The following is an 18,400-nucleotide window of genomic DNA, read 5'->3' as shown; positions in this document are numbered from 1 at the left end:
GTTGAATCGTCTGCGACATGGGGAACTCCCTTCCGCTCTCCATGATCCCCGCAGAGCCGAAAGTATTCCTCCTACGACTGGTCGATTCCGTTCATGTTTCCTCCGCCCTCAGGTGGAACGCGATCTCCTCCATGTTCTCCTCCACCACGGGTGCACCCGGGGATAACCGCCGTCGTCCAGGCCGGCCATGCGCTCGAAAAGGTTCCAAGAGGCCGGATGCCCGCAGACGGCGTACGAGACGGCCGAGGCGAGCACGTACAGCGCGAGCATGGGCAGGCCGACGCAGAACGCGTACTGCGTGGCATGGCGGGACTCGTGGTCGAGCAGGCAGCCGGTGAGGTAACCCTCCCCGTGCTTGGTCAGGATGACATTGCCCACGGTGAACGCCCCGGCGACGGGGAACGGGATGCGGTAACCGTGCGCGTAGACGAGGCCCCGCTCCCCTCTGCGGGTGCGGGCTCCGCCGATCCGCGCGATCAGCAGCCCGAGGGGCGTGGAGAGGTTGACGTAGTTGATGACCTGCCGGACCCGGTGCGACCGCCGCATGTCCCCAGGATCGGCGACCGCCCCCGCCTGAACAAGCCCAGCCCAGACAACCTCACGGGCGGCCGTAGGACCTCAGCAACCACGAACCTGTGGACCGTGTGACGACCACCGCCGCCGCGACGGCGACGGCTCCGCCGTACAGGTACCAGTAGCCGGCCGAGTTTCCCGCGATGGCGAGGTCGCCGGCCCGCTGCGGCGTGGCCAGCAGGAACGACATGAGGAGCCAGCCGACGGCGGGGACGAGCGCGCCCAGCTTGCCGCCCATCAGCCTGCCCATGGCATACGGCACGGCGAACAGGGCCGCCAGCCAGGCGATCGCGCCGACCGGCACCTGCCCGGCGTACCACGCGTGCTCGAAGCCCCCGACGACGCCGAGCACCACGCCCAGCAGGAAGAGCACGCCGTACGCCGCGCCGGTCACGGCCCCGGCCAGCGGGCCGGGAGCGTCCTCGGCCTCGACGGCGACCTGCGTCTCCTCGGTCATACCGCCAACTTAGCCGATGCCGGCGAACAGGTCGGTCTCGCGGTTGTACGGCTCGCCCAGGCCGCCGACCTCGGACGGGGCGCCGATGCCGGGCCGGCCGGGGACCCCCGCGCGCAGGATGAAGTGCTCGACCCCGAGGGCCTGCTGGCCGACGTTGTTCGACAGCGCGAACCACGGCGCGTCCACGGCGATCTGCGTCGCGTGCGCCCGCATCGCGTCGAGCTTGGCCTCCACATACGGCCTGGCGTCGATCTCCGTCGTCACGTCCTCGTCGGCGCATCCCGGCATGTCGTCGATCGACTCCGGCACCCAGAAGTCGACGTCCGCCTCGCGCATGGTCTCGATGGTCCGCCGCAGCACCGACTTGGGCATGGCGGTGAGGTAGAACTTGGCGATCCGCCACGGCTCCCCGCCGGGGAACGCGGGGTCGGCGGCCAGTTCGAAGGCCCGCCAGGAGACGCGGTGCGCCTGGATGTGGTCGGGATGGCCGTAGAAGCCGTTCTCGTCGTAGGTGACGAGGACCTGGGGCCTGACCTCGCGGATCACCTTGACCAGCTCACCCGCGGCCTCGTCGAGGTCGGCCTGCCAGAAGCAGCCGGGGCGGTCGTTGGTCGCCGCGCCCATCATGCCCGAGTCGCGCCAGCGACCGGCTCCGCCGAGGAACCGGTGGTCGGTGACGCCGAGCGCCTTGCACGCGGCGGCCAGCTCGCCGATGCGGTACTGACCGAGCGTGTCGTCCCTGTCGGCCGCGTGGTGGGCGAGCTCCGGGGGAATGACTTCGCCTTCCTCCCCCAGTGTGCAGGTCACGAGCGTCACGTGCGCGCCCTCGGCGGCGTACTTGGCCATGATCGCGCCGGTGCCGATGGACTCGTCGTCGGGGTGGGCGTGCACGAGCAGCAAGCGACGGTCAGTCATGCCTCCGAGGGTAGTGCCCTCGTACTGGCAGTATGAGGAGCTATGACGGAGAGCTTCCCACGGTTGCATGCCAGGACCCGGCGGTTCACCCTCGGGGTGCCGCGCAACTTCACGATCTCCCCTGACGGCGGTCGGGTGACCTTCCTCAGGACGCGATCGGGCACCGACCCGGTGACCTGCCTGTGGGAGTTGGACGTCGCGTCCGGAGCCGAGCGGCTCGTCGTCGATCCCCTCGCCCTGGGCGCCGCCGACGAGGACCTGCCGCCGGAGGAGCGCGCCCGCCGCGAGCGGTCGCGGGAGTCGGCGGGCGGCGTGGTGGCGTACGCCACCGACCGGGAGGTCCGGCAGGCCGCCTTCGCGCTGTCGGGCGACCTCTACCTGGCCGACCTCGCCTCGGGCGAGGCGCGGCGGCTCCCGGCGGCCGGGCCGGTCATCGACCCCCGGCTCGACCCCACCGGCACGCGGGTCGCGTACGTCACGGGCGGCGCCCTGCACGTGCTGGAGATCGCCACCGGCGCGGACACCGCGCTCGCCGAGCCGGACGGCGACCTGGTCACCTACGGCCTCGCGGAGTTCATCGCGGCCGAGGAGATGGAGCGGATGCGCGGCTACTGGTGGTCGCCCTCCGGCGACCGCCTGCTCGTGTCCCGGGTGGACGAGTCGCCGGTGACCCTGTGGCACATCGCCGACCCGGCCAACCCCGATCGCCGGCCCGTCCCGCAGCGCTACCCCGCCGCAGGAACGGCCAACGCCGAGGTCACGCTGCACGTCATCGGCCTGGACGGCGCGCGTACGGCGGTGCCGTTCGAGCACGAGTACCTGGTGACGGCGGCCTGGGACGCCCACGGCCTCGCGATCGTCACGCTCTCGCGGGACCAGCGGACCATGCGCCTGCTGGCGGCCGACCCGGACACGGGTGAGACGACGCTCCTGCGCGAGGACACCGACCCGGCCTGGGTGGACATCGTCACCGGCGTCCCGGCCCGGCTGTCCGACGGGACGCTCGTGTGGGTGGCCGACGCCGACGGCGGCCACCGCCTCGTGGTCGGCGACGAGCCGGTCACGCCGCCGTCCCTGCAGGTCCGCGCGGTGCTCGACGTCGACGGCGACACCGTGCTCTTCCAGGCGAGCGGCGAGCCCGCCGAGATCCACCTGTGGACCTACTCGGCAGGCACCATCAGCGCCGTCACGACCGAACCCGGCGTCCACTCCGGCCGCCGCGCGGGCGGCGTGACGCTCGTCGTCCGGCAGAGCCTCGACACCGAGGGAACGACGGTGTCCGTGGGGGCGGTATCGATCAAGTCCCTCGCCGAGCGGCCCGGGCTGGAGCCGCGTGTGTCGCTCGTCCGCGCCGGCTCGCGCGAGCTGTCCACGGCGGTCCTGCTGCCTTCGTGGCACGTGCCCGGCTCGGGCCCGCTGCCCGTCCTGATGGACCCGTACGGCGGGCCACACGCCCAGCGGGTGCTGTCGGCCCGGCGGATGTTCCTGGAGTCCCAGTGGTGGGCCGAGCAGGGCTTCGCGGTGATCGTGGCCGACGGGCGGGGCACGCCGGGGCGCGGCCCGGCCTTCGAACGCGAGATGCTGCACGACTTCACGATCTCGCTGCAGGACCAGGTGGACGCCCTGCAGGGCGTGGTGGCCCTGCACCCCGGCGACCTCGACCTGTCGCGGGTGGCGATCCGGGGCTGGTCGTTCGGCGGCTACCTCGCCGCGCTCGCGGTGCTGCGCCGCCCGGACGTGTTCCACGCCGCGGTCGCCGGTGCGCCGGTCACCGACTGGCGGCTGTACGACACCTGCTACACCGAGCGCTACCTCGGCCACCCCGACGAGGGGCACTACGAGAGGTCGTCTCTCCTGGGTGACGCGGAGAAGGACACGGAGAAGGGAGACACGGAGAAGCTGGAGCGCCCGCTGCTGCTGATCCACGGCCTGGCCGACGACAACGTGGTCGCCGCGCACACGCTGCGGCTGTCGTCGGCCCTGCTCGCGGCCGGCCGCCCGCACACCGTGCTCCCGCTGTCGGGCGTCACCCACATGACGCCGCAGGAGGTCGTCGCGGAGAACCTGCTGCTCCTGCAGCTCGACTTCCTCAAGAAGTCGCTGAACATCACCGGCTGACCGGAACTACCGGGCGGTGCCGTGCCAGCTGTCCCACAGCGCGGCGTAGGCACCGCCCGCCGCCACCAGGTGGTCGTGGGAGCCCAGCTCGCTGATCCGGCCGTCCTCCACCACGGCCACCCGGTCGGCGTCGTGCGCGGTGTACAGCCGATGCGCGATGGCGATCACCGTACGGCCCTCCAGCACGGCCGCGAGCGACCGCTCCAGGTCGCGGGCGGCCCGCGGGTCGATCAGCGAGGTGGCCTCGTCCAGGACGAGCGTGTGCGGGTCGGCCAGCACCAGGCGGGCGAGCGCGAGTTGCTGCGCCTGGGCCGGGGAGATCGCCGCGCCGCCCGAGCCGACGGCGGTGTCCAGCGCCTCGTCAGATCCATGGTTCAGGGCCGCCACCCACTCCCAGGCGTCCACGGCCTCCAGCGCGCGGCGCACGTCGGCGTCCGAGGCGTCGGGCCTGGCGATCAGGAGGTTGTCGCGCAGCGTCCCCCGGAACACGTGGTGCTCCTGGGTGACCAGGGCGACGTGCCCGCGCAGCTCGTCGAGCGGCAGCTCGACCAGCGGAACCCCGCCGACCGTGACCGACCCGCTCCCCGGCGCGTGCACCCCGGCGATGAGGCGGCCCAGCGTCGACTTGCCCGCTCCGGAGGGCCCGACCATGGCCAGGCGCTCCCCCTGGCGTACGTCGAGGTCGATGCCGTGCAGCACGTCGTGGCCCTCGCGGTAGGCGTACCGGACGCCGCTGACCTTCAGCTCCTCCCCCACCGGCCGGGCTTCGCCCGCGACCCGGTCGTCGGGCACGTTGGCCACGCCCAGCAACCGGGCCATCGAGGCCCCGCCGACCTGGAGCTCGTCCACCCACGACAGCAGCCGGTCGAGCGGGTCGATGAGCTGCTGGACGTAGAGCGTTGCGGTCGTCACCTGGGCCACCGTCACCCAGCCCTCGATGGAGAACAGCCCGCCGATGAGCAGGGTCGCCACGACCGGGACCACGTAGCCGAACTCGACGGCCGGGAACCACACCATGCGCAGGCCCAGGGTGTACCGCTCGGCGGCGAACGACCGGGCGATGTCCCGGTCCGTACGGTCCCTGCGGCGCCTGTCCAGCCCGAGCGCCTCGATCGTGCGCGCGCCCTCGACGGTCTCGGCCAGGCCCTCGGTCATGTCGGCGTACGCCGCGTTCTCCCGCAGGTAGCCGTCCCTGGCGCGGTTGAGGTACCACCGGGTTGCGCCCCACAGCAGCGGCACGGCGACCAGCGACGGCACCGCCATCACCGGTCCGACGAGGATGACCGCGCCGACGACGAAGATCCCGGTCACGATCGCGATCAGCGTCTCGGGCACGGCGTGCCGCACGCTCCGGGACAGCGCGTCCACGTCCCTGGACGTACGGGTGATGAGGTCGCCGGAACCGGCCCGCTCGACCGTCGAGAGCGGCAGCGCGAGCACCCGGCCGACGAAGTCCTCCCTCAGCTCGGCCAGCACCTTCTCGCCCAGCCGCGACGACGCGTACACCGCGAACCTGACCAGCACGGCCTGCGCGGCCACGAAGGCGGCGATGGACAGGGCGACGGTGTCCACGCGGAGGTCGGCCCGGCCCTTGGCCAGGCCCTCCACCAGGTCGCCGAGCATGCGGGGCGCGACCAGCCCGGAGGCCGCCGCCAGCGCGTGCAGGGCCAGCGCGAGGCCAAGCTCGCGCGGATACTTCAGCGTCAGCCGCCGTGCGTAGGCGCGCACCTGCGCCCGGTCGGCGACAGGCAGGATCTCGCGGGCCATGCTCAGCCTTCTCCCCGCATCAACTCGCGTGTGACGGTGGCCCGGTAGGCGGGCTCGGTCTCCAGCAGCGCCCGGTGGGTGCCCTCGGCCCGCACCACGCCGCCCTCGACGTACAACACGTGGTCGGCCCGGTCGAGCAGGAGCGGGCTGGTCGTGCAGACCAGGGTCGCGCGGCCCGCCCGGGCCTTGCCCAGCCGCTCGGCGACGCGCGCCTCCGTGTGCGCGTCGACGGCGCTGGTGGGCTCGGCCAGGATCAGGATCTCCGCGTCGGCGAGCAGCACCCGGGCCAGCCGCAGCCGCTGCTGCTGACCGCCGGAGAACTCGCGGCCCGACTCGGCCACGTGCGCGTCCAGGCCCTCGGGCAGCGCCGCCACGATGTCCTCGGCGCACGAGGCGTGCAACGCCTGGCGGACGTCCTCGTCGGTGGCCGTGCCCCGCACGTCCAGCTCGTCGCGCAGCCGTCCGGTGAACAGCCGCGCGCCGTTGTCGGCCACCAGGATGTGCCGCCTGACCTCGGCGAGCGGCAGCTCCGCCAGCGGCGCGCCGCCGAGCGTGACGTCTCCGGGGGCGAACCTGCCCAGGCGGTCGGCGATGGCGATGGCGTCCTCCGGCGCGGCCGCCGCGAGGGCCGTGAGCCGGCCGGGCCGGACCTCGACGCCCGACTCGCCGTCGCGGAGCGTGCCCGGCAGCGTGCCCGCTCCGGCGAGGAAACGGCCGTCGCCGCCGGTGATCTCGGGCTCCAGGGACAGGATGCGGCAGACGCGGCGCGCCGCCACGTGCCCCTTGGTGAGCTTGTCGGCTGCCTCGGTCAGCGTACGCAGAGGCGCGATCAGGAAGACCGCGTATCCGTAGAACGCGACGAGCTGACCGGGAGTGATGCGGCCTTCGAGCGCGAAGTGCGCGCCGAGCCAGGTCACGCACGCGATCAGCACGCCGGGCAGCAGGATCTGGGCGCCCTCCAGCAGGGACTCCACCGAGGCCACCCGCACGCCCGCCCGCCGCACGCGCTGCGACTCCTCGCGGTAGCGCGCGGCGAAGACCTGCTCGCCGCCGACCCCGCGCAGCACCCGCAGGCCGGCCACGATGTCGGCGGCCCGGGTGGCCAGGTCGCCCTGCAGGTCGCGCTGCTCGTGCTGGCGCCGGTGCAGCGGCTTGAGCAGAGGACCCACCGCGGCCGCCATGAGCGGCACTCCGACCAGCACGACCAGGCCCAGCGGAACCGAGGTGGCGATGAGGATCACGGTCACCGCGACGATGGCGACGACCGCGCCGGCGCCCCGCAGGAGGATGTCCATGGCGTTGCCGATGTGCGCGATATCCGAGTTGCCCACGCTGACGACCTCGCCCGTCGACAGGCGTTTCGGCAGCGTCGCCCCAAGCCTGGCCGCCTGCCGTACGGTGACCTGCACGGTGCGGTAGGCCGCCGACAGCCAGGTGAAGGTCGCGAAGCGGTGCCGGGTGACGCCGGCGATCGCCTGGACCACGCCGAGACCGAGCACCACCAGCGACCACTTGATCAGCGTGCCGGCGTCCGCCGCGGCCATCGCGTCGATCGCCTTGCCCAGGGCCGCCGGCACGAGCGCCTGCCCCAGCCACCACAGCACCGCCAGGCCGACTCCGGCCAGCAGCGGGGCGGCCTGGCCGCGCGCCACCCACCACAGGTAGCGCAGCGGCCCGCGGGCGTCGGGAGTGCCGGGATCGGCCACAGGAAGAGCACGCATGATACTTCCAGGCTCGCAAAAACGCAGGTCGATGGGCAAACCGTTTTCCCTGCGCCAGTCAGTGCGTCAACCGTGGTTGACACATGGAGGACTGTCAACCTATGTTGACGACATGAGCGATACGGCACAGCTGGCGAGCGACGCCGGCAGCCGCGATCCGGCCGTCGGCCTGCGGGCCGTACGGGCCCTGCGGCTCCTGGTGGAACGGCTCGAAGCGCTGCAGGTGGAGAACGCGCGCACCGCGGGGTGGTCGTGGCAGGACATCGCGCTCCTGCTCGGGGTGTCCCGGCAGGCGGTGCACAAGAAGTACGCGGGCGGGCGAGGACTGCTGAGACGGGAGAAATAGATGTTCGAACGGTTCACCGAAGACGCCCGGCAGGTCGTCAAGCACGCGGTGGAGCAGGCGCGGGAGCTCCGGCACGGGCAGGCGGGCACCGAGCACATCCTGCTCGGTCTGCTGACCCCGCAGACGCCGTCCGCGCGCCTTCTCGCGGCCCACGGGATCGACCACGCGCGGGTGCGCGCGGAGATCGTCCGCATACGCGGCGACCTTACCGGCGGGGACATCGACGCCGAGGCCCTGGAGTCGATCGGCATCGATCTGTCGGCTGTGCGGGAGAAGGTCGAGGGCGTCTTCGGGCCCGGCGCCCTGGACCGCGCCCCCCAGCGCGACCGCCGAGGGGTCCTCGTCAGCGGCTGGCGCGTTCCGTTCGGGCCCCGGGCCAGGAAGGTGCTCGAACTCTCGCTGCGCGAGGCACTCGCGATGAAGAGCCGGAGCATCGAGGACGGGCACATCCTGCTCGGCGTCATCCGGGAGGGCGAGGGTCTGGGCGTACGCATCCTGGCCGACGCCGGGGTCGACCTGCCCGCGCTGCGGGAGGAGGTCAGGAGCGCTCTGATCCCTTAATCACTCAAGGCCGCCAGGGCGTCCCCGACGGTCTCGTAGATGGGGAACGCGGCGTGCAGCCCGGTCACCGTGAGGATCCTCCGGAAGACGCCCCGAACGCCGGCGAGCTTCATGAACCCGCCCGCCTCGACGGCGCGATCGTGCGTCTCCAGCAGGAGCCGCAGGCCCATGGAGTCGCAGAAGGTCAGCTCGGAGGTGTCAAGGACAAGCCGCGTGCCGCCCTCCTCCGACAACTTGCCGAACACGGTGCGCAGCCGCTCTCCGGAGATCACGTCCAGCTCGCCGGTGAGAGTGACGAGAGTGTGCGTCGCCTCATGGCTCACCGTGACGCCAAATCTCGTCGTCATCGCCTGTCCTCGTTCCGGGCGATCTTCCTCTTGAAAGATCTACAGAGAAGTTACACCTCTACTTACCCCGGCAGGCAGAGAGAGGCAAGGAGGACAGGACGGCGGAGGCCGGCAGTGCTCAGCGGTCGCCGGCGATCTCGTACAACCCGCCGGAATCGGAGTCCGAGCCCGGCTCGTCGCCAGGCCGAGGGTGACGCGGACCGGCGTCAGCCGCGTGGCCGAGCGCCTCCTCGACCGTCGGGTGCTGCTCGAACACGTTGCGCAGGCCGGTGATCGTCAGCACCCGGCGCAGCACGCCCTGCACGCCGCTCAGTATCAATCGGACGTTCAAAGCCTGGCCGCGCTGCAACGCGGAGATCAGCTCGCTCAGCCCGCGCGAGTCGCAGAACATGAGCTCGGCGACGTCGATCACGAGGACGGACGTCCCGGCCGACTCCCAGACCCGGTGCAACTCGTCGTGGAGCAGATGGACGGTGCCGGCGTCGAGATCGCCTTCCACGCGCACGACGACGGCCGCGCCATGGACTGCGGACGCGACCTTCAAGGTGGAACGTGGACCGGTCACGGGCATGCTCACTCCCTCGCCTGCGGGTACAGGGCAGGCGTGTTACGGCAACACAAATCACACGTTACCCGGGAGGAGGCGTGATTACGTTCCGGCAGCGACGACACGGCCGGCGCGCGGTGTGGATCCGTGCGCCGGCCGTACGTTCACTCGTGTGCCACGCGGTCGTGCTACTTGGAGGCGGCCTTGAGGTAGTCGGCGTTCATCTGGGCGATCGTGTCGAACGGGATGCCCTTCGGGCACACCGCCGTGCACTCGCCCGTGTTGGTGCAGCCGCCGAAGCCCTCGGCGTCCATCTGCTCGACCATCGCCCTGGCGCGCGGCTCGCGCTCCGGCTGGCCCTGCGGCAGCAGGCTCAGGTGGGTGATCTTCGCCGCGGTGAACAGCGAGGCCGAGCCGTTGGGGCAGGCCGCGACGCACGCGCCGCAGCCGATGCAGGTCGCGGCGTCGAAGGCGGCGTCGGCGTCGGCCTTCGGCACCGGGACGGAGTGCGCCTCCGGGGCGGACCCGGCGGGAACGGAGATGAAGCCGCCCGCCTGGATGATCCGGTCGAACGCCGACCTGTCCACGACGAGGTCCTTGACCACCGGGAACGCCGCGGCCCGCCACGGCTCGATCGTGATGACGTCGCCGTCCTTGAAGTGCCGCATGTGCAGCTGGCAGGTCGTGGTGAGCTTCTGCTCGCCGTGCGCGACGCCGTTGATGACCATGCCGCACATGCCGCAGATGCCCTCGCGGCAGTCGTGGTCGAAGGCGACCGGGTCGTCGCCCTCCAGGATCAGCCGCTCGTTGAGGACGTCGAGCATTTCCAGGAACGACATGTCGGGAGAGACGTCTTCGACCCGGTAGGTCACCATCCGTCCCTTGTCCGACGAGCCGTTCTGCCGCCAGATCTTGAGGGTCAGGTTCACTTGTAGCTCCGCTGGGTCATCTTGACGTACTCGTAGTTCAGCTCTTCCTTGTGCAGGACCGGGCCCTCCGGAGTCCACTCCCACGCGGCGACGTAGGCGAAGTTCTCGTCGTCGCGCAGCGCCTCGCCGTCCTCGTCCTGCGACTCGGCCCGGAAGTGGCCGCCGCACGACTCCGTACGGTGCAGGGCGTCGATGCACATCAGCTCGGCGAGCTCGAAGAAGTCGGCCACCCGGCCGGCGCGTTCGAGCGCCTGGTTGAGCCCCTCGGCGTCGCCCGGCACCTTGACGTTGTTCCAGAACTCCTCGCGCAGCTCGGGAATGCGCTCCAGCGCCTTGCGCAGCGACTCCTCGGTGCGCTCCATGCCGCAGTAGTCCCACATGATCCGGCCGAGCTCGCGGTGGTAGGAGTCGGCGGTGCGGTCGCCGTTCACGGACAGGAGCTTGTCGATCTTGTCCTGGACGGCCTTCCTGGCCTCCGCGACGTCGTCCTCCTCGACCGGGCCGAACGCGCCGGCCCCGGCGAGGTAGTCGCCGACCGTCGTCGGCAGCACGAAGTAGCCGTCCGCCAGGCCCTGCATGAGGGCGGAGGCGCCCAGGCGATTCGCGCCGTGGTCGGAGAAGTTGGCCTCGCCGACCACGAACAGCCCGGGGATCGTGGACTGCAGGTCGTAGTCCACCCACAGCCCGCCCATCGTGTAGTGGACGGCCGGGTAGATGCGCATCGGCACCTCGTACGGGTTCTCACCGGTGATGCGCTCGTACATCTCGAAGAGGTTGCCGTACTTCTTCTCGACCGCGTCGCGGCCCATCCGGGTGATGGCGTCGGCGAAGTCGAGGTAGACGCCGAGCCCGCCGGGACCGACGCCGCGGCCCTCGTCGCAGACGTTCTTGGCGGCGCGGCTGGCGATGTCACGCGGCACGAGGTTGCCGAACGCCGGGTAGATGCGCTCCAGGTAGTAGTCGCGCTCGTCCTCGGGGATGTCGCCGGGAGCCCGGTTGTCGCCCTTGAGCTTCGGCACCCACACCCGGCCGTCGTTGCGCAGCGACTCCGACATCAGCGTCAGCTTCGACTGGTGGTCGCCGCTCTGCGGGATGCAGGTCGGGTGGATCTGCGTGTAGCAGGGGTTGCCGAAGTAGGCGCCCTTCTTGTGCGCCCGCCAGATCGCCGTGGTGTTGCAGCCCTTGGCGTTGGTGGACAGGAAGAACACGTTGCCGTAGCCGCCGCTGGCGAGCACGACCGCGTCGGCGAGGTGGGTCTCGATCTCGCCGGTGACCATGTCGCGGACCACGATGCCCCTGGCCCGGCCGCCGCTGACGATGAGCTCCAGCATCTCGTGGCGGGTGTGGACCTCCACGTTCCCCGCCGCGACCTGCCGCTCCAGGGCCTGGTAGGCGCCGAGCAGGAGCTGCTGGCCCGTCTGGCCGCGGGCGTAGAAGGTGCGCGACACCTGGGTGCCGCCGAAGGAGCGGGTGTCGAGCAGGCCGCCGTACTCGCGGGCGAACGGCACACCCTGCGCCACGGCCTGGTCGATGATGTTCACGCTGACCTGGGCGAGGCGGTAGACGTTCGACTCGCGGGCGCGGTAGTCGCCGCCCTTCACGGTGTCGTAGAACAGCCGGTAGACGCTGTCGCCGTCGCCGCGGTAGTTCTTGGCGGCGTTGATGCCGCCCTGCGCGGCGATGGAGTGGGCCCGCCGGGGCGAGTCCTGGTAGCAGAACGACTTGACCTTGTATCCCAGCTCGCCGAGCGTGGCCGCGGCGGAGCCGCCGGCCAGGCCGGTGCCGACGACGATGACGGTCAGCTTGCGCTTGTTGACCGGGTTGACCAGCTTGGCCTGGAAACGGCGCTTGTCCCAGCGGTCCTCGATCGGACCCGCCGGCGCCTTGGCGTCCTGGATGGGCTCACCCACCCGGTAATGCCCGGTGATGGCCGGTGCTGCGCCCCGGTTCTCCTCCTGGGCGTTCTCTTGCTGGGCGTTCTCTTGCTGGGTGCGGCGGCGGAACTTCACTTGACCACTCCGATCAGGATGCAGATGGGCGCGGAGACGAACCCGAGCACCAGCACCGCGGAGACCGCGACGGCGGTCGTCTGCAGCGCGCTGCGAACGCGGGGGCGGCGGGTCAGGCCGAGCGACTGGAACGCGCTCCACAGGCCGTGGCGCAGGTGCAGGCCGACCATCACCATGGCGACGAGGTAGAACAGCGCCACCCACCAGCGGTCGGGCTGGAAGCCGGCGATCATCCGGGCGTACGGCGTGGCGTCGCCGCCCTCGGGGTTCACCGTGCCGAAGGTCATGTCCAGCAGGTGCCAGATCACGAACAGCACGATGATCACGCCGCCATACCGCATGGTGTGCGTGGCGTACCCGTTGGCCTGCGACTTCCGCTTGGCCGCGTACTTGACGGGCCGCGCCTTGGCCGCACGGCGGGCGAGCGACACCGCCGCCCACATGTGCAGCACGACGCAGACCACGAGCACGATCTCGGTGATCGTCAACAGCGTCCGGTTCGGCAGCGCGGGCGAGCCCACGGTGCGCAACCATTCGGCATAGTGGTTGAAGGAGTCGCCACCCAGGAAGATCTTGAGGTTGCCCAGCATGTGGCCGATCAGGAAGAGCACGAGAACGGCGCCCGTGACGGCCATCACGGCCTTCCTGCCGGCTGAGGTGCCGAGCAGGCCGCGACGGGCAGGCGTACGCGGCGCGGGCCCGGCGGGCTTGCGAGGTGCGGTATGCGCGGGAACCGGCGCGGTCGCCGAACCGCGGTCCACGGAGTGGTCAACAGTGGCAGTCACGAATGCACACGCTAGGTTCGCGCTTTTCAGACGTCCAAGTCATGACAGGTCTGGTTTCGATAGCCCCCGGCTATGTGCTCTGCCCCGTACGGTTTCCAAGAGTCGAAGGTCCCGAGGGTGTGCGACGAAATTCACACCGCGGTCACATCACGGGGGGCGCATCGAGCCGGTTTCGGCGATAGCCCTAGGCTATTGAGGTGTGCAGCTCCAGCAACTGGCCTACTTCACGGCCGTGGCCGAGACGCGGCACTTCACCCAGGCCGCGGAGCGGATGCGGGTCGCGCAGCCGTCGCTGAGCAAGCAGATCAAGAGCCTCGAGACCGAGCTGGGGGCGCCCCTGTTCAGCCGGGCCCGGGGCAACGTCACGCTCACCGCGGCGGGTGAGGCGCTGCTCCCGCTCGCGCGCCGCATGCTCGCCGACGCCGAGACCGCCCGGCGCGAGGTCGCCGAGCTGGCGGGGCTGCGGCGGGGACGGGTGCGCCTCGGCGCGACCCCGTCGCTGTGCGCCGGGCTGCTGGCCGACGCGCTGGCCCGCTTCCACCGCGACTACCCCGGGGTGGAGCTGCGGGTCGAGGAGGGCGGGTCCCGCGACCTCGTCCGCGATCTCGCCCGGGGCCAGCTCGACCTGGCGCTGATCATCCTGCCGCTGCAGAGCAGCGACCCGTCCCTGGTGACCCAGAAGATCCTGAGCGAGAACCTCGTCGTCGCCTCCGCGTCGGCCCGGGGCCGCAGGTCGTACATGCGGATCGAGGACCTGCGCGGACGGCCCATGGTCATGTTCCGCAGGGGCTACGACGTGCGCGAAGCGACGCTGGCGGCCTGCCGGCAGGCGGGGTTCGAGCCGCGCTTCGCGGTGGAGGGCGGGGAGATGGACGCGGTGCTGCGGTTCGTCGAGGCGGGGCTGGGCATCGCGGTGGTGCCCTCGATGGTGCTGGAGAACCGGCCGAGGCTGACGGGCACGCCGTTGCTGCCCGGACTGCGCCGTACGGTCGCCCTCGCCCACCGCAAAGACGTGGAGCCGACTCGGGCGGCGCAGGCCTTCCGTGGGACGCTTTTGTCGTTCCTCGGCGAGGCTGCCCGTGATGGGACGCTTCCCCAGGGAATAGAGGCGCTCGTTGACCTGTGAGCCCTAACCGAGCGGTTCCCAGACGATAGGTTTGTGCAGACGATGACGCACGACGATGCTGCCGACGCTGACGAGAGGCGTTCGTGACCCCGGTCTCCCCTGAGCTGCCCGATCCGCTCACCCTCCTACTGATCGAGGACGACGCCGGCGACGCGTTTCTCGTCGAGGAGTTGCTGGCGGGCGCCGAGAGGCCGCCGAAGATCACCTGGGCGCGGACGCTCGCCGAAGGATGCGCGCGGCTCACCGACGACGTGCAGTGCGTGCTCGTCGACCTCTCCCTTCCCGACGCCAGCGGGCTCGAGGCGCTGCAGCAGATCCTCGCCATGGCCACGGACACGGCGGTGCTCGTCCTCACCGGGCTCGGAGACGCACACGTCGGCATCGAGGCGGTCGCCGCCGGAGCGCAGGACTTCCTGGTCAAGCAGGACGTCGACGCCCGGCTGCTGATCCGCGCCATCCGCTACGCCATCGAGCGCAAGCGTGCCGATCTCGCCATGCGCGAACTCCTGCAGGAACGCATCGTCAGCAAGGAGAACTCCCGGCTCGAACGCGGCCTGCTGCCCGTCCCTCTGCTCGACCCCATGCTCCTCCACCACCAGGCCCGCTACCTTCCCGGACGTACGGGCGGGCTGCTGGCCGGTGACTTCTGGGACACCGTGCAGACGCCCGACGGCGCGGTCCACGTGCTGATCGGCGACGTGTGCGGGCACGGGCCCGATGAGGCCGCTCTCGGCACGGCACTGCGCATAGGCTGGCGCACGCTGGTGCTGGCCGGGCAGACCGGCAACGACGTGCTGCGCACGCTCGACACGCTGCTGCGGCACGAGCGCAAGTCGCCGGAGATCTTCACCACGATGTGCACCGCGACCATCGCCCCCGACCTGACCACCGCCCGCCTGCACGTGATCGGCCACCCGCCGCCGCTGCTGCTGCGCGACGGCGTGCTCGGCGTGGTCACCGAGACGCCGTCAGGCCCGCCGCTCGGGATCTTCCCGGACATCGCGTGGACGCCCATCGACGTCACCCTGGGCGAGCGGTGGTCGCTGCTGCTCTACACCGACGGCCTGATCGAGGCCACGGTCGGCGAGAACCGCGACCTGCTCGGCACCGAGGGGCTCGCGAACCTGATCCGCGCCCAGGCGGGGATCGACCTCGACCGCATCATCGCCAGTCTCGACGGCGCCATGCACGACGACGTCGCGGCCGTCCTCGTGTCCCGGGGTGACGACAAATGAGCTCGCCAGCGCCGCTGCCCCCGCTGGCGCCGTCCGCGCGGGGCTCCCGCCTGCCGGTCAGCCGGTGGTTCCTGCTCGCCGGAGCGGGCGTCCTGCTCATCTTCGTGATCGCGGTCAGCGCCATCCTGCTCGCGCTCTCCTCGACGTACGAGGCCCGGCAGGCCCTCGTCGACGCGGTCGATCCCGCCGCCCTGCAGACGCTGCGCGTCGCCCGGGCGGTGCAGGCGCAGGAGGGCGCGATCCGCGGATACGGGCTCACCGGCGAGCAGCAGTACCTCGACACCTACCGCCAGGGGGTCGCCGAGGAGCAGTCGGCCACCGACGCGATCGCCAGGCTCGTCCCCCAGTTGCCCCAGGGATACGGCGTCCGCCACCAGATCCGCGAGATCACCGATGCCACGACCGCGTGGCGGCGCGACTACGCCGAGCCCGTGGTCGCGCGGACCCTCAAGAGCGGCCCTGGCTCGCTCACCGACCTGGCCAAGAACAACCTCCAGCGCTTCTCGGCGATCAGGAACGCGCTCGACACGCAGCAGGCCGTGCTGGGACGGCTGCACGACGTCGCGAGGGATCGGCTCTACTCCGGCTGGAACACCATCTATGCGGCGATCGCGGCGCTGGTCGGCGCGATGGTGCTGGCGATCGTGTTCTGCGCGCTGATCGTGCGCCGCGCGGTCGTGGGCCCGATCGCGCGGCTGACCCGGCAGGTCCGGGCGGTGGCCGCGGGCGACTTCGACCACGAGATCGGGGTCGAGCGGCCGGCCGAGCTGTGGGAGCTGTCGGGCCACGTCGACGGGATGCGCCGCCGCATCATGGCCGAGTGGCAGTCGTCCGTCAAGGCCCGCCAGCTGCTCGCCGAGCAGACCGAGGAGCTCAGGCGCTCCAACCGTGAGCTGGAGCAGTTCGCCTACGTGGCCAGCCACGACCTGCAGGAGCCCCTGCGCAAGGTGGCGAGCTTCACCCAGATGCTGGAGCAGCGCTACGCCGACCGGCTCGACGACCGCGCCCGGCAGTACATCGGCTTCGCCGTCGACGGCGCCCGCCGCATGCAGTTGCTCATCAACGACCTGCTCGACTTCTCGCGGGTCGGCCGCGTCGGCGGCGAGCAGGAGGAGATGGACAGCGGCGACGCCCTGGCCGGCGCCCTGCGCAACCTCGACGCCCGGCTGTCGGAGACCGGCGCGACGGTCACCCACGACGACCTGCCCAAGGTCGTCGGCAATCGCACGCTGCTGACCCAGCTCTTCCAGAACCTCGTCAGCAACGCGCTCAAGTTCCGCTCCGAGGAGCCTCCCCGCGTCCACATCGGCGTACGGCGGGACGGCGAGATGTGGGAGTTCAGCTGCTCGGACAACGGGATCGGCGTCGAGCCGAAGTACGCCGACCGGATCTTCCTGATCTTCCAGCGCCTGCACCCGAGGGACGTCTATCCCGGGACGGGCATCGGACTGGCCCTGTGCCGCAAAATCGTCGAATATCATGGCGGCCGGATCTGGCTCGACACGAGCGAGGACGCCGGAGCCACGTTCCGCTGGACCCTGCCGGCCCTGGGAGACCCCGATGAATGAGTTCCGCCCGATTGAGGTGCTCCTGGTCGAGGACGACCCGGGCGACGTCCTGCTCTGCCAGGAGGCGTTCTCCTACAACAAGGTCGGCAACAACCTCCACGTGGTCAACGACGGCGAGCAGGCGCTGGCCTTCCTGCGGGCCGAGGGGCAGTACGCCTCGGCGCCCCGGCCCGATCTGGTGCTGCTCGACCTCAACCTGCCCCGCGTGAACGGCTTCGAGGTGCTGGAGGAGGTCAAGAAGGACCCCTCCCTGCGGACCATCCCCGTTGTGATCCTGACCACATCGGAGGCCGAGCAGGATATCCTGCGGGGATACAACCTGCACGCCAACGCGTACATTACCAAGCCCGTGGATTTCGACCAGTTCACCCGGGTAGTACAGCAGATCGACGAATTCTTCGTGACCGTCGTCAAACTGCCGGGGAAGTGACCGAGATCACATGGGGGAGGAGTGACGCTCCTCACACTTCGTGATGTGCTCGTCGTAATGTGTGCCCCACCAATAACGCGCACGGCCTGAGCAGTACGGCGCGGTCACTCCGGCGTGCGCGGAGTCAGTGAGGGTGGAAGGTCTCCGATGACCCAGACAACGGCCGAGAGCGCGGCAAGGAAACAACGCGCACAGATCAGGGTGCGCACTCTTCGAACCGACCGATGGTGGCTGGCTCCGGCGCTCACGTTCGCCGGACTCTTCTTGTTCTTGATTTACGGCTTCTGGGCGATGTTCGACAGAAGCGTGCTCGCCGGGTCGTACATCGCCCCCTTCTCGTCGCCCTGCTTGGCGGCGACGTCCTGTCCGGAAGGGGCCCGGTTGTTCGGGTTCGCTCCGTTCGGCGACTGGTACACCCTGCCGCCGGGACTGCTGATCCTCGCCTTCCCCGGCGGCTTCCGGCTCACCTGCTACTACTACCGCAAGTCGTACTACCGCTCGTGGTGGCTCTCGCCCCCGGCGTGCGCGGTGGCCGAGCCGCACGGCAAGTACACCGGCGAGACGCGCCTGCCGCTGATCCTGCAGAACGTCCACCGCTACTTCTTCTACGTCGCCGTGATCATCGGTCTGATCCTGACGTACGACGCGGTGTTGTCCTTCCGCGACGAGAACGGCAACTGGGGGCACGTCGGCCTCGGCACGATCATCCTCGTGGTGAACGCGATTCTGGTCCTTGCCTACACGTTCGGCTGCCATTCCTGCCGCCACATCACCGCCGGGCGCCTGAATCACTTCTCCAAGCACCCGCTGCGCTACAAGGCGTGGACGCTGGTCTCGAAGCTCAACGCGAGGCACCAGCAGTTCGCCTGGGCGTCCATGGCCTCGATCGTGATCGCGGACCTGTACGTCCGGCTCGTCGCCAAGGGCGTCATCAACTTCCCGTTCGCTTAAGCAGCACGTCGTTGT

Annotated in this window: 18 protein-coding genes and 1 pseudogene; 9 read left to right on the top strand and 10 right to left on the bottom strand. The window is 70.7% G+C overall.

The annotated features are described in order from the left end of the window. Window positions 1–108: 108 nt before the first annotated feature. From ACQEVJ_RS05285 to mshB, 3 genes are read right to left on the bottom strand one after another with little or no spacing between them, the layout of a single operon-like run. The gene (locus ACQEVJ_RS05285) at window positions 109–546 is read right to left on the bottom strand and encodes a hypothetical protein (protein ID WP_433097731.1); all 438 of its coding nucleotides are present in this window, start codon (window positions 544–546) and stop codon (window positions 109–111) included. 52 nt (window positions 547–598) lie between these two features. Next, entirely contained in the window at window positions 599–1,030 is a 432-nt protein-coding gene (locus ACQEVJ_RS05280) for a DUF6113 family protein (RefSeq protein ID WP_433097729.1), read from the bottom strand. Window positions 1,031–1,039: 9 nt separating this feature from the next. After that, window positions 1,040–1,945, bottom strand: coding sequence for an N-acetyl-1-D-myo-inositol-2-amino-2-deoxy-alpha-D-glucopyranoside deacetylase (gene mshB / locus ACQEVJ_RS05275; protein ID WP_433097727.1), 906 nt, complete (start codon window positions 1,943–1,945; stop codon window positions 1,040–1,042). Between the two features lie 42 nt (window positions 1,946–1,987). Between mshB and ACQEVJ_RS05270 the strand changes: the two genes are divergently transcribed. Continuing rightward, the gene (locus ACQEVJ_RS05270) at window positions 1,988–4,063 is read left to right on the top strand and encodes a DPP IV N-terminal domain-containing protein (RefSeq protein ID WP_433097725.1); all 2,076 of its coding nucleotides are present in this window, start codon (window positions 1,988–1,990) and stop codon (window positions 4,061–4,063) included. A gap of 6 nt (window positions 4,064–4,069) precedes the next feature. Here the strand turns inward: ACQEVJ_RS05270 and ACQEVJ_RS05265 are convergent, their stop codons facing one another. Both ACQEVJ_RS05265 and ACQEVJ_RS05260 read right to left on the bottom strand, forming a co-directional pair. Further along, window positions 4,070–5,830, bottom strand: coding sequence for an ABC transporter ATP-binding protein (locus tag ACQEVJ_RS05265; RefSeq protein ID WP_433097723.1), 1,761 nt, complete (start codon window positions 5,828–5,830; stop codon window positions 4,070–4,072). A 2-nt stretch (window positions 5,831–5,832) separates the two neighbouring features. Continuing rightward, window positions 5,833–7,551 carry an ABC transporter ATP-binding protein gene (locus ACQEVJ_RS05260; protein ID WP_433097720.1) on the bottom strand — a complete coding sequence of 573 codons (1,719 nt, stop codon included), beginning with the start codon at window positions 7,549–7,551 and terminating at the stop codon, window positions 5,833–5,835. Between the two features lie 112 nt (window positions 7,552–7,663). Between ACQEVJ_RS05260 and ACQEVJ_RS05255 the strand changes: the two genes are divergently transcribed. From ACQEVJ_RS05255 to ACQEVJ_RS05245, 3 genes and pseudogenes are all read left to right on the top strand, one after another. Continuing rightward, window positions 7,664–7,897, top strand: coding sequence for an RNA polymerase subunit sigma-70 (locus tag ACQEVJ_RS05255; RefSeq protein WP_079316659.1), 234 nt, complete (start codon window positions 7,664–7,666; stop codon window positions 7,895–7,897). Next, window positions 7,898–8,038, top strand: a pseudogene (locus ACQEVJ_RS05250) (Clp protease N-terminal domain-containing protein); the annotation flags it as partial. It lies immediately after the preceding gene. A 30-nt stretch (window positions 8,039–8,068) separates the two neighbouring features. Next, complete coding sequence (locus ACQEVJ_RS05245) at window positions 8,069–8,458, top strand: Clp protease N-terminal domain-containing protein (RefSeq protein WP_433112576.1); 390 nt, start codon at window positions 8,069–8,071, stop codon at window positions 8,456–8,458. Here ACQEVJ_RS05245 and ACQEVJ_RS05240 read toward each other — a convergent pair. From ACQEVJ_RS05240 to ACQEVJ_RS05220, 5 genes are all read right to left on the bottom strand, one after another. Then, on the bottom strand, window positions 8,455–8,805 hold the full coding sequence (locus ACQEVJ_RS05240) for an STAS domain-containing protein (RefSeq protein ID WP_433097718.1): 351 nt from the start codon (window positions 8,803–8,805) through the stop codon (window positions 8,455–8,457). The genes ACQEVJ_RS05245 and ACQEVJ_RS05240 overlap by 4 nt on opposite strands. Before the next feature lie 118 nt (window positions 8,806–8,923). Continuing rightward, window positions 8,924–9,376 (bottom strand): STAS domain-containing protein, encoded by a 453-nt coding sequence (locus tag ACQEVJ_RS05235; RefSeq protein WP_433097716.1) that lies wholly within the window; start codon window positions 9,374–9,376, stop codon window positions 8,924–8,926. A gap of 164 nt (window positions 9,377–9,540) precedes the next feature. Next, window positions 9,541–10,281 carry a succinate dehydrogenase/fumarate reductase iron-sulfur subunit gene (locus ACQEVJ_RS05230; protein WP_433097714.1) on the bottom strand — a complete coding sequence of 247 codons (741 nt, stop codon included), beginning with the start codon at window positions 10,279–10,281 and terminating at the stop codon, window positions 9,541–9,543. Continuing rightward, window positions 10,278–12,209: a fumarate reductase/succinate dehydrogenase flavoprotein subunit gene (locus ACQEVJ_RS05225; protein ID WP_433112573.1), complete on the bottom strand. Its 1,932-nt coding sequence runs from the start codon at window positions 12,207–12,209 to the stop codon at window positions 10,278–10,280. The genes ACQEVJ_RS05230 and ACQEVJ_RS05225 overlap by 4 nt, the downstream gene beginning before the upstream one ends. A 77-nt stretch (window positions 12,210–12,286) precedes the next feature. Beyond that, window positions 12,287–13,075: a succinate dehydrogenase cytochrome b subunit gene (locus ACQEVJ_RS05220; protein WP_433097712.1), complete on the bottom strand. Its 789-nt coding sequence runs from the start codon at window positions 13,073–13,075 to the stop codon at window positions 12,287–12,289. Window positions 13,076–13,274: 199 nt separating this feature from the next. Here ACQEVJ_RS05220 and ACQEVJ_RS05215 point away from each other — a divergent pair, with 199 nt between their 5' ends. From ACQEVJ_RS05215 to ACQEVJ_RS05195, 5 genes are all read left to right on the top strand, one after another. Next, window positions 13,275–14,201 (top strand): LysR family transcriptional regulator, encoded by a 927-nt coding sequence (locus ACQEVJ_RS05215; protein WP_433097710.1) that lies wholly within the window; start codon window positions 13,275–13,277, stop codon window positions 14,199–14,201. A gap of 83 nt (window positions 14,202–14,284) precedes the next feature. Then, complete coding sequence (locus ACQEVJ_RS05210; protein WP_433097708.1) at window positions 14,285–15,436, top strand: PP2C family protein-serine/threonine phosphatase; 1,152 nt, start codon at window positions 14,285–14,287, stop codon at window positions 15,434–15,436. After that, entirely contained in the window at window positions 15,433–17,004 is a 1,572-nt protein-coding gene (locus ACQEVJ_RS05205) for a sensor histidine kinase (RefSeq protein ID WP_433097706.1), read from the top strand. Before ACQEVJ_RS05210 ends, ACQEVJ_RS05205 begins: the two co-directional genes overlap by 4 nt. Beyond that, entirely contained in the window at window positions 16,997–17,434 is a 438-nt protein-coding gene (locus tag ACQEVJ_RS05200; RefSeq protein ID WP_433097704.1) for a response regulator, read from the top strand. The genes ACQEVJ_RS05205 and ACQEVJ_RS05200 overlap by 8 nt, the downstream gene beginning before the upstream one ends. A 147-nt stretch (window positions 17,435–17,581) precedes the next feature. Further along, a complete protein-coding gene (locus ACQEVJ_RS05195) occupies window positions 17,582–18,385 on the top strand; it encodes a hypothetical protein (protein WP_433097702.1) in 804 nt (267 codons plus the stop codon). The last annotated feature ends 15 nt before the right edge of the window (window positions 18,386–18,400 follow it).

Source organism: Microbispora sp. CA-102843 (genome assembly GCF_050936215.1).
Lineage (GTDB): Bacteria > Actinomycetota > Actinomycetes > Streptosporangiales > Streptosporangiaceae > Microbispora.
This window is presented reverse-complemented; position numbering and strand designations above follow the sequence as displayed.

Coding starts and splice junctions, on each gene's coding strand:
- ACQEVJ_RS05240 (WP_433097718.1), bottom strand. CDS start 8,805: ATGACGACGAGATTTGGCGTCACGGTGAGCCATGAGGCGACGCACACT.
- ACQEVJ_RS05235 (WP_433097716.1), bottom strand. CDS start 9,376: ATGCCCGTGACCGGTCCACGTTCCACCTTGAAGGTCGCGTCCGCAGTC.
- ACQEVJ_RS05260 (WP_433097720.1), bottom strand. CDS start 7,551: ATGCGTGCTCTTCCTGTGGCCGATCCCGGCACTCCCGACGCCCGCGGG.
- ACQEVJ_RS05265 (WP_433097723.1), bottom strand. CDS start 5,830: ATGGCCCGCGAGATCCTGCCTGTCGCCGACCGGGCGCAGGTGCGCGCC.
- ACQEVJ_RS05280 (WP_433097729.1), bottom strand. CDS start 1,030: ATGACCGAGGAGACGCAGGTCGCCGTCGAGGCCGAGGACGCTCCCGGC.
- mshB (WP_433097727.1), bottom strand. CDS start 1,945: ATGACTGACCGTCGCTTGCTGCTCGTGCACGCCCACCCCGACGACGAG.
- ACQEVJ_RS05205 (WP_433097706.1), top strand. CDS start 15,433: ATGAGCTCGCCAGCGCCGCTGCCCCCGCTGGCGCCGTCCGCGCGGGGC.
- ACQEVJ_RS05200 (WP_433097704.1), top strand. CDS start 16,997: ATGAATGAGTTCCGCCCGATTGAGGTGCTCCTGGTCGAGGACGACCCG.
- ACQEVJ_RS05255 (WP_079316659.1), top strand. CDS start 7,664: ATGAGCGATACGGCACAGCTGGCGAGCGACGCCGGCAGCCGCGATCCG.
- ACQEVJ_RS05195 (WP_433097702.1), top strand. CDS start 17,582: ATGACCCAGACAACGGCCGAGAGCGCGGCAAGGAAACAACGCGCACAG.
- ACQEVJ_RS05270 (WP_433097725.1), top strand. CDS start 1,988: ATGACGGAGAGCTTCCCACGGTTGCATGCCAGGACCCGGCGGTTCACC.
- ACQEVJ_RS05285 (WP_433097731.1), bottom strand. CDS start 546: ATGCGGCGGTCGCACCGGGTCCGGCAGGTCATCAACTACGTCAACCTC.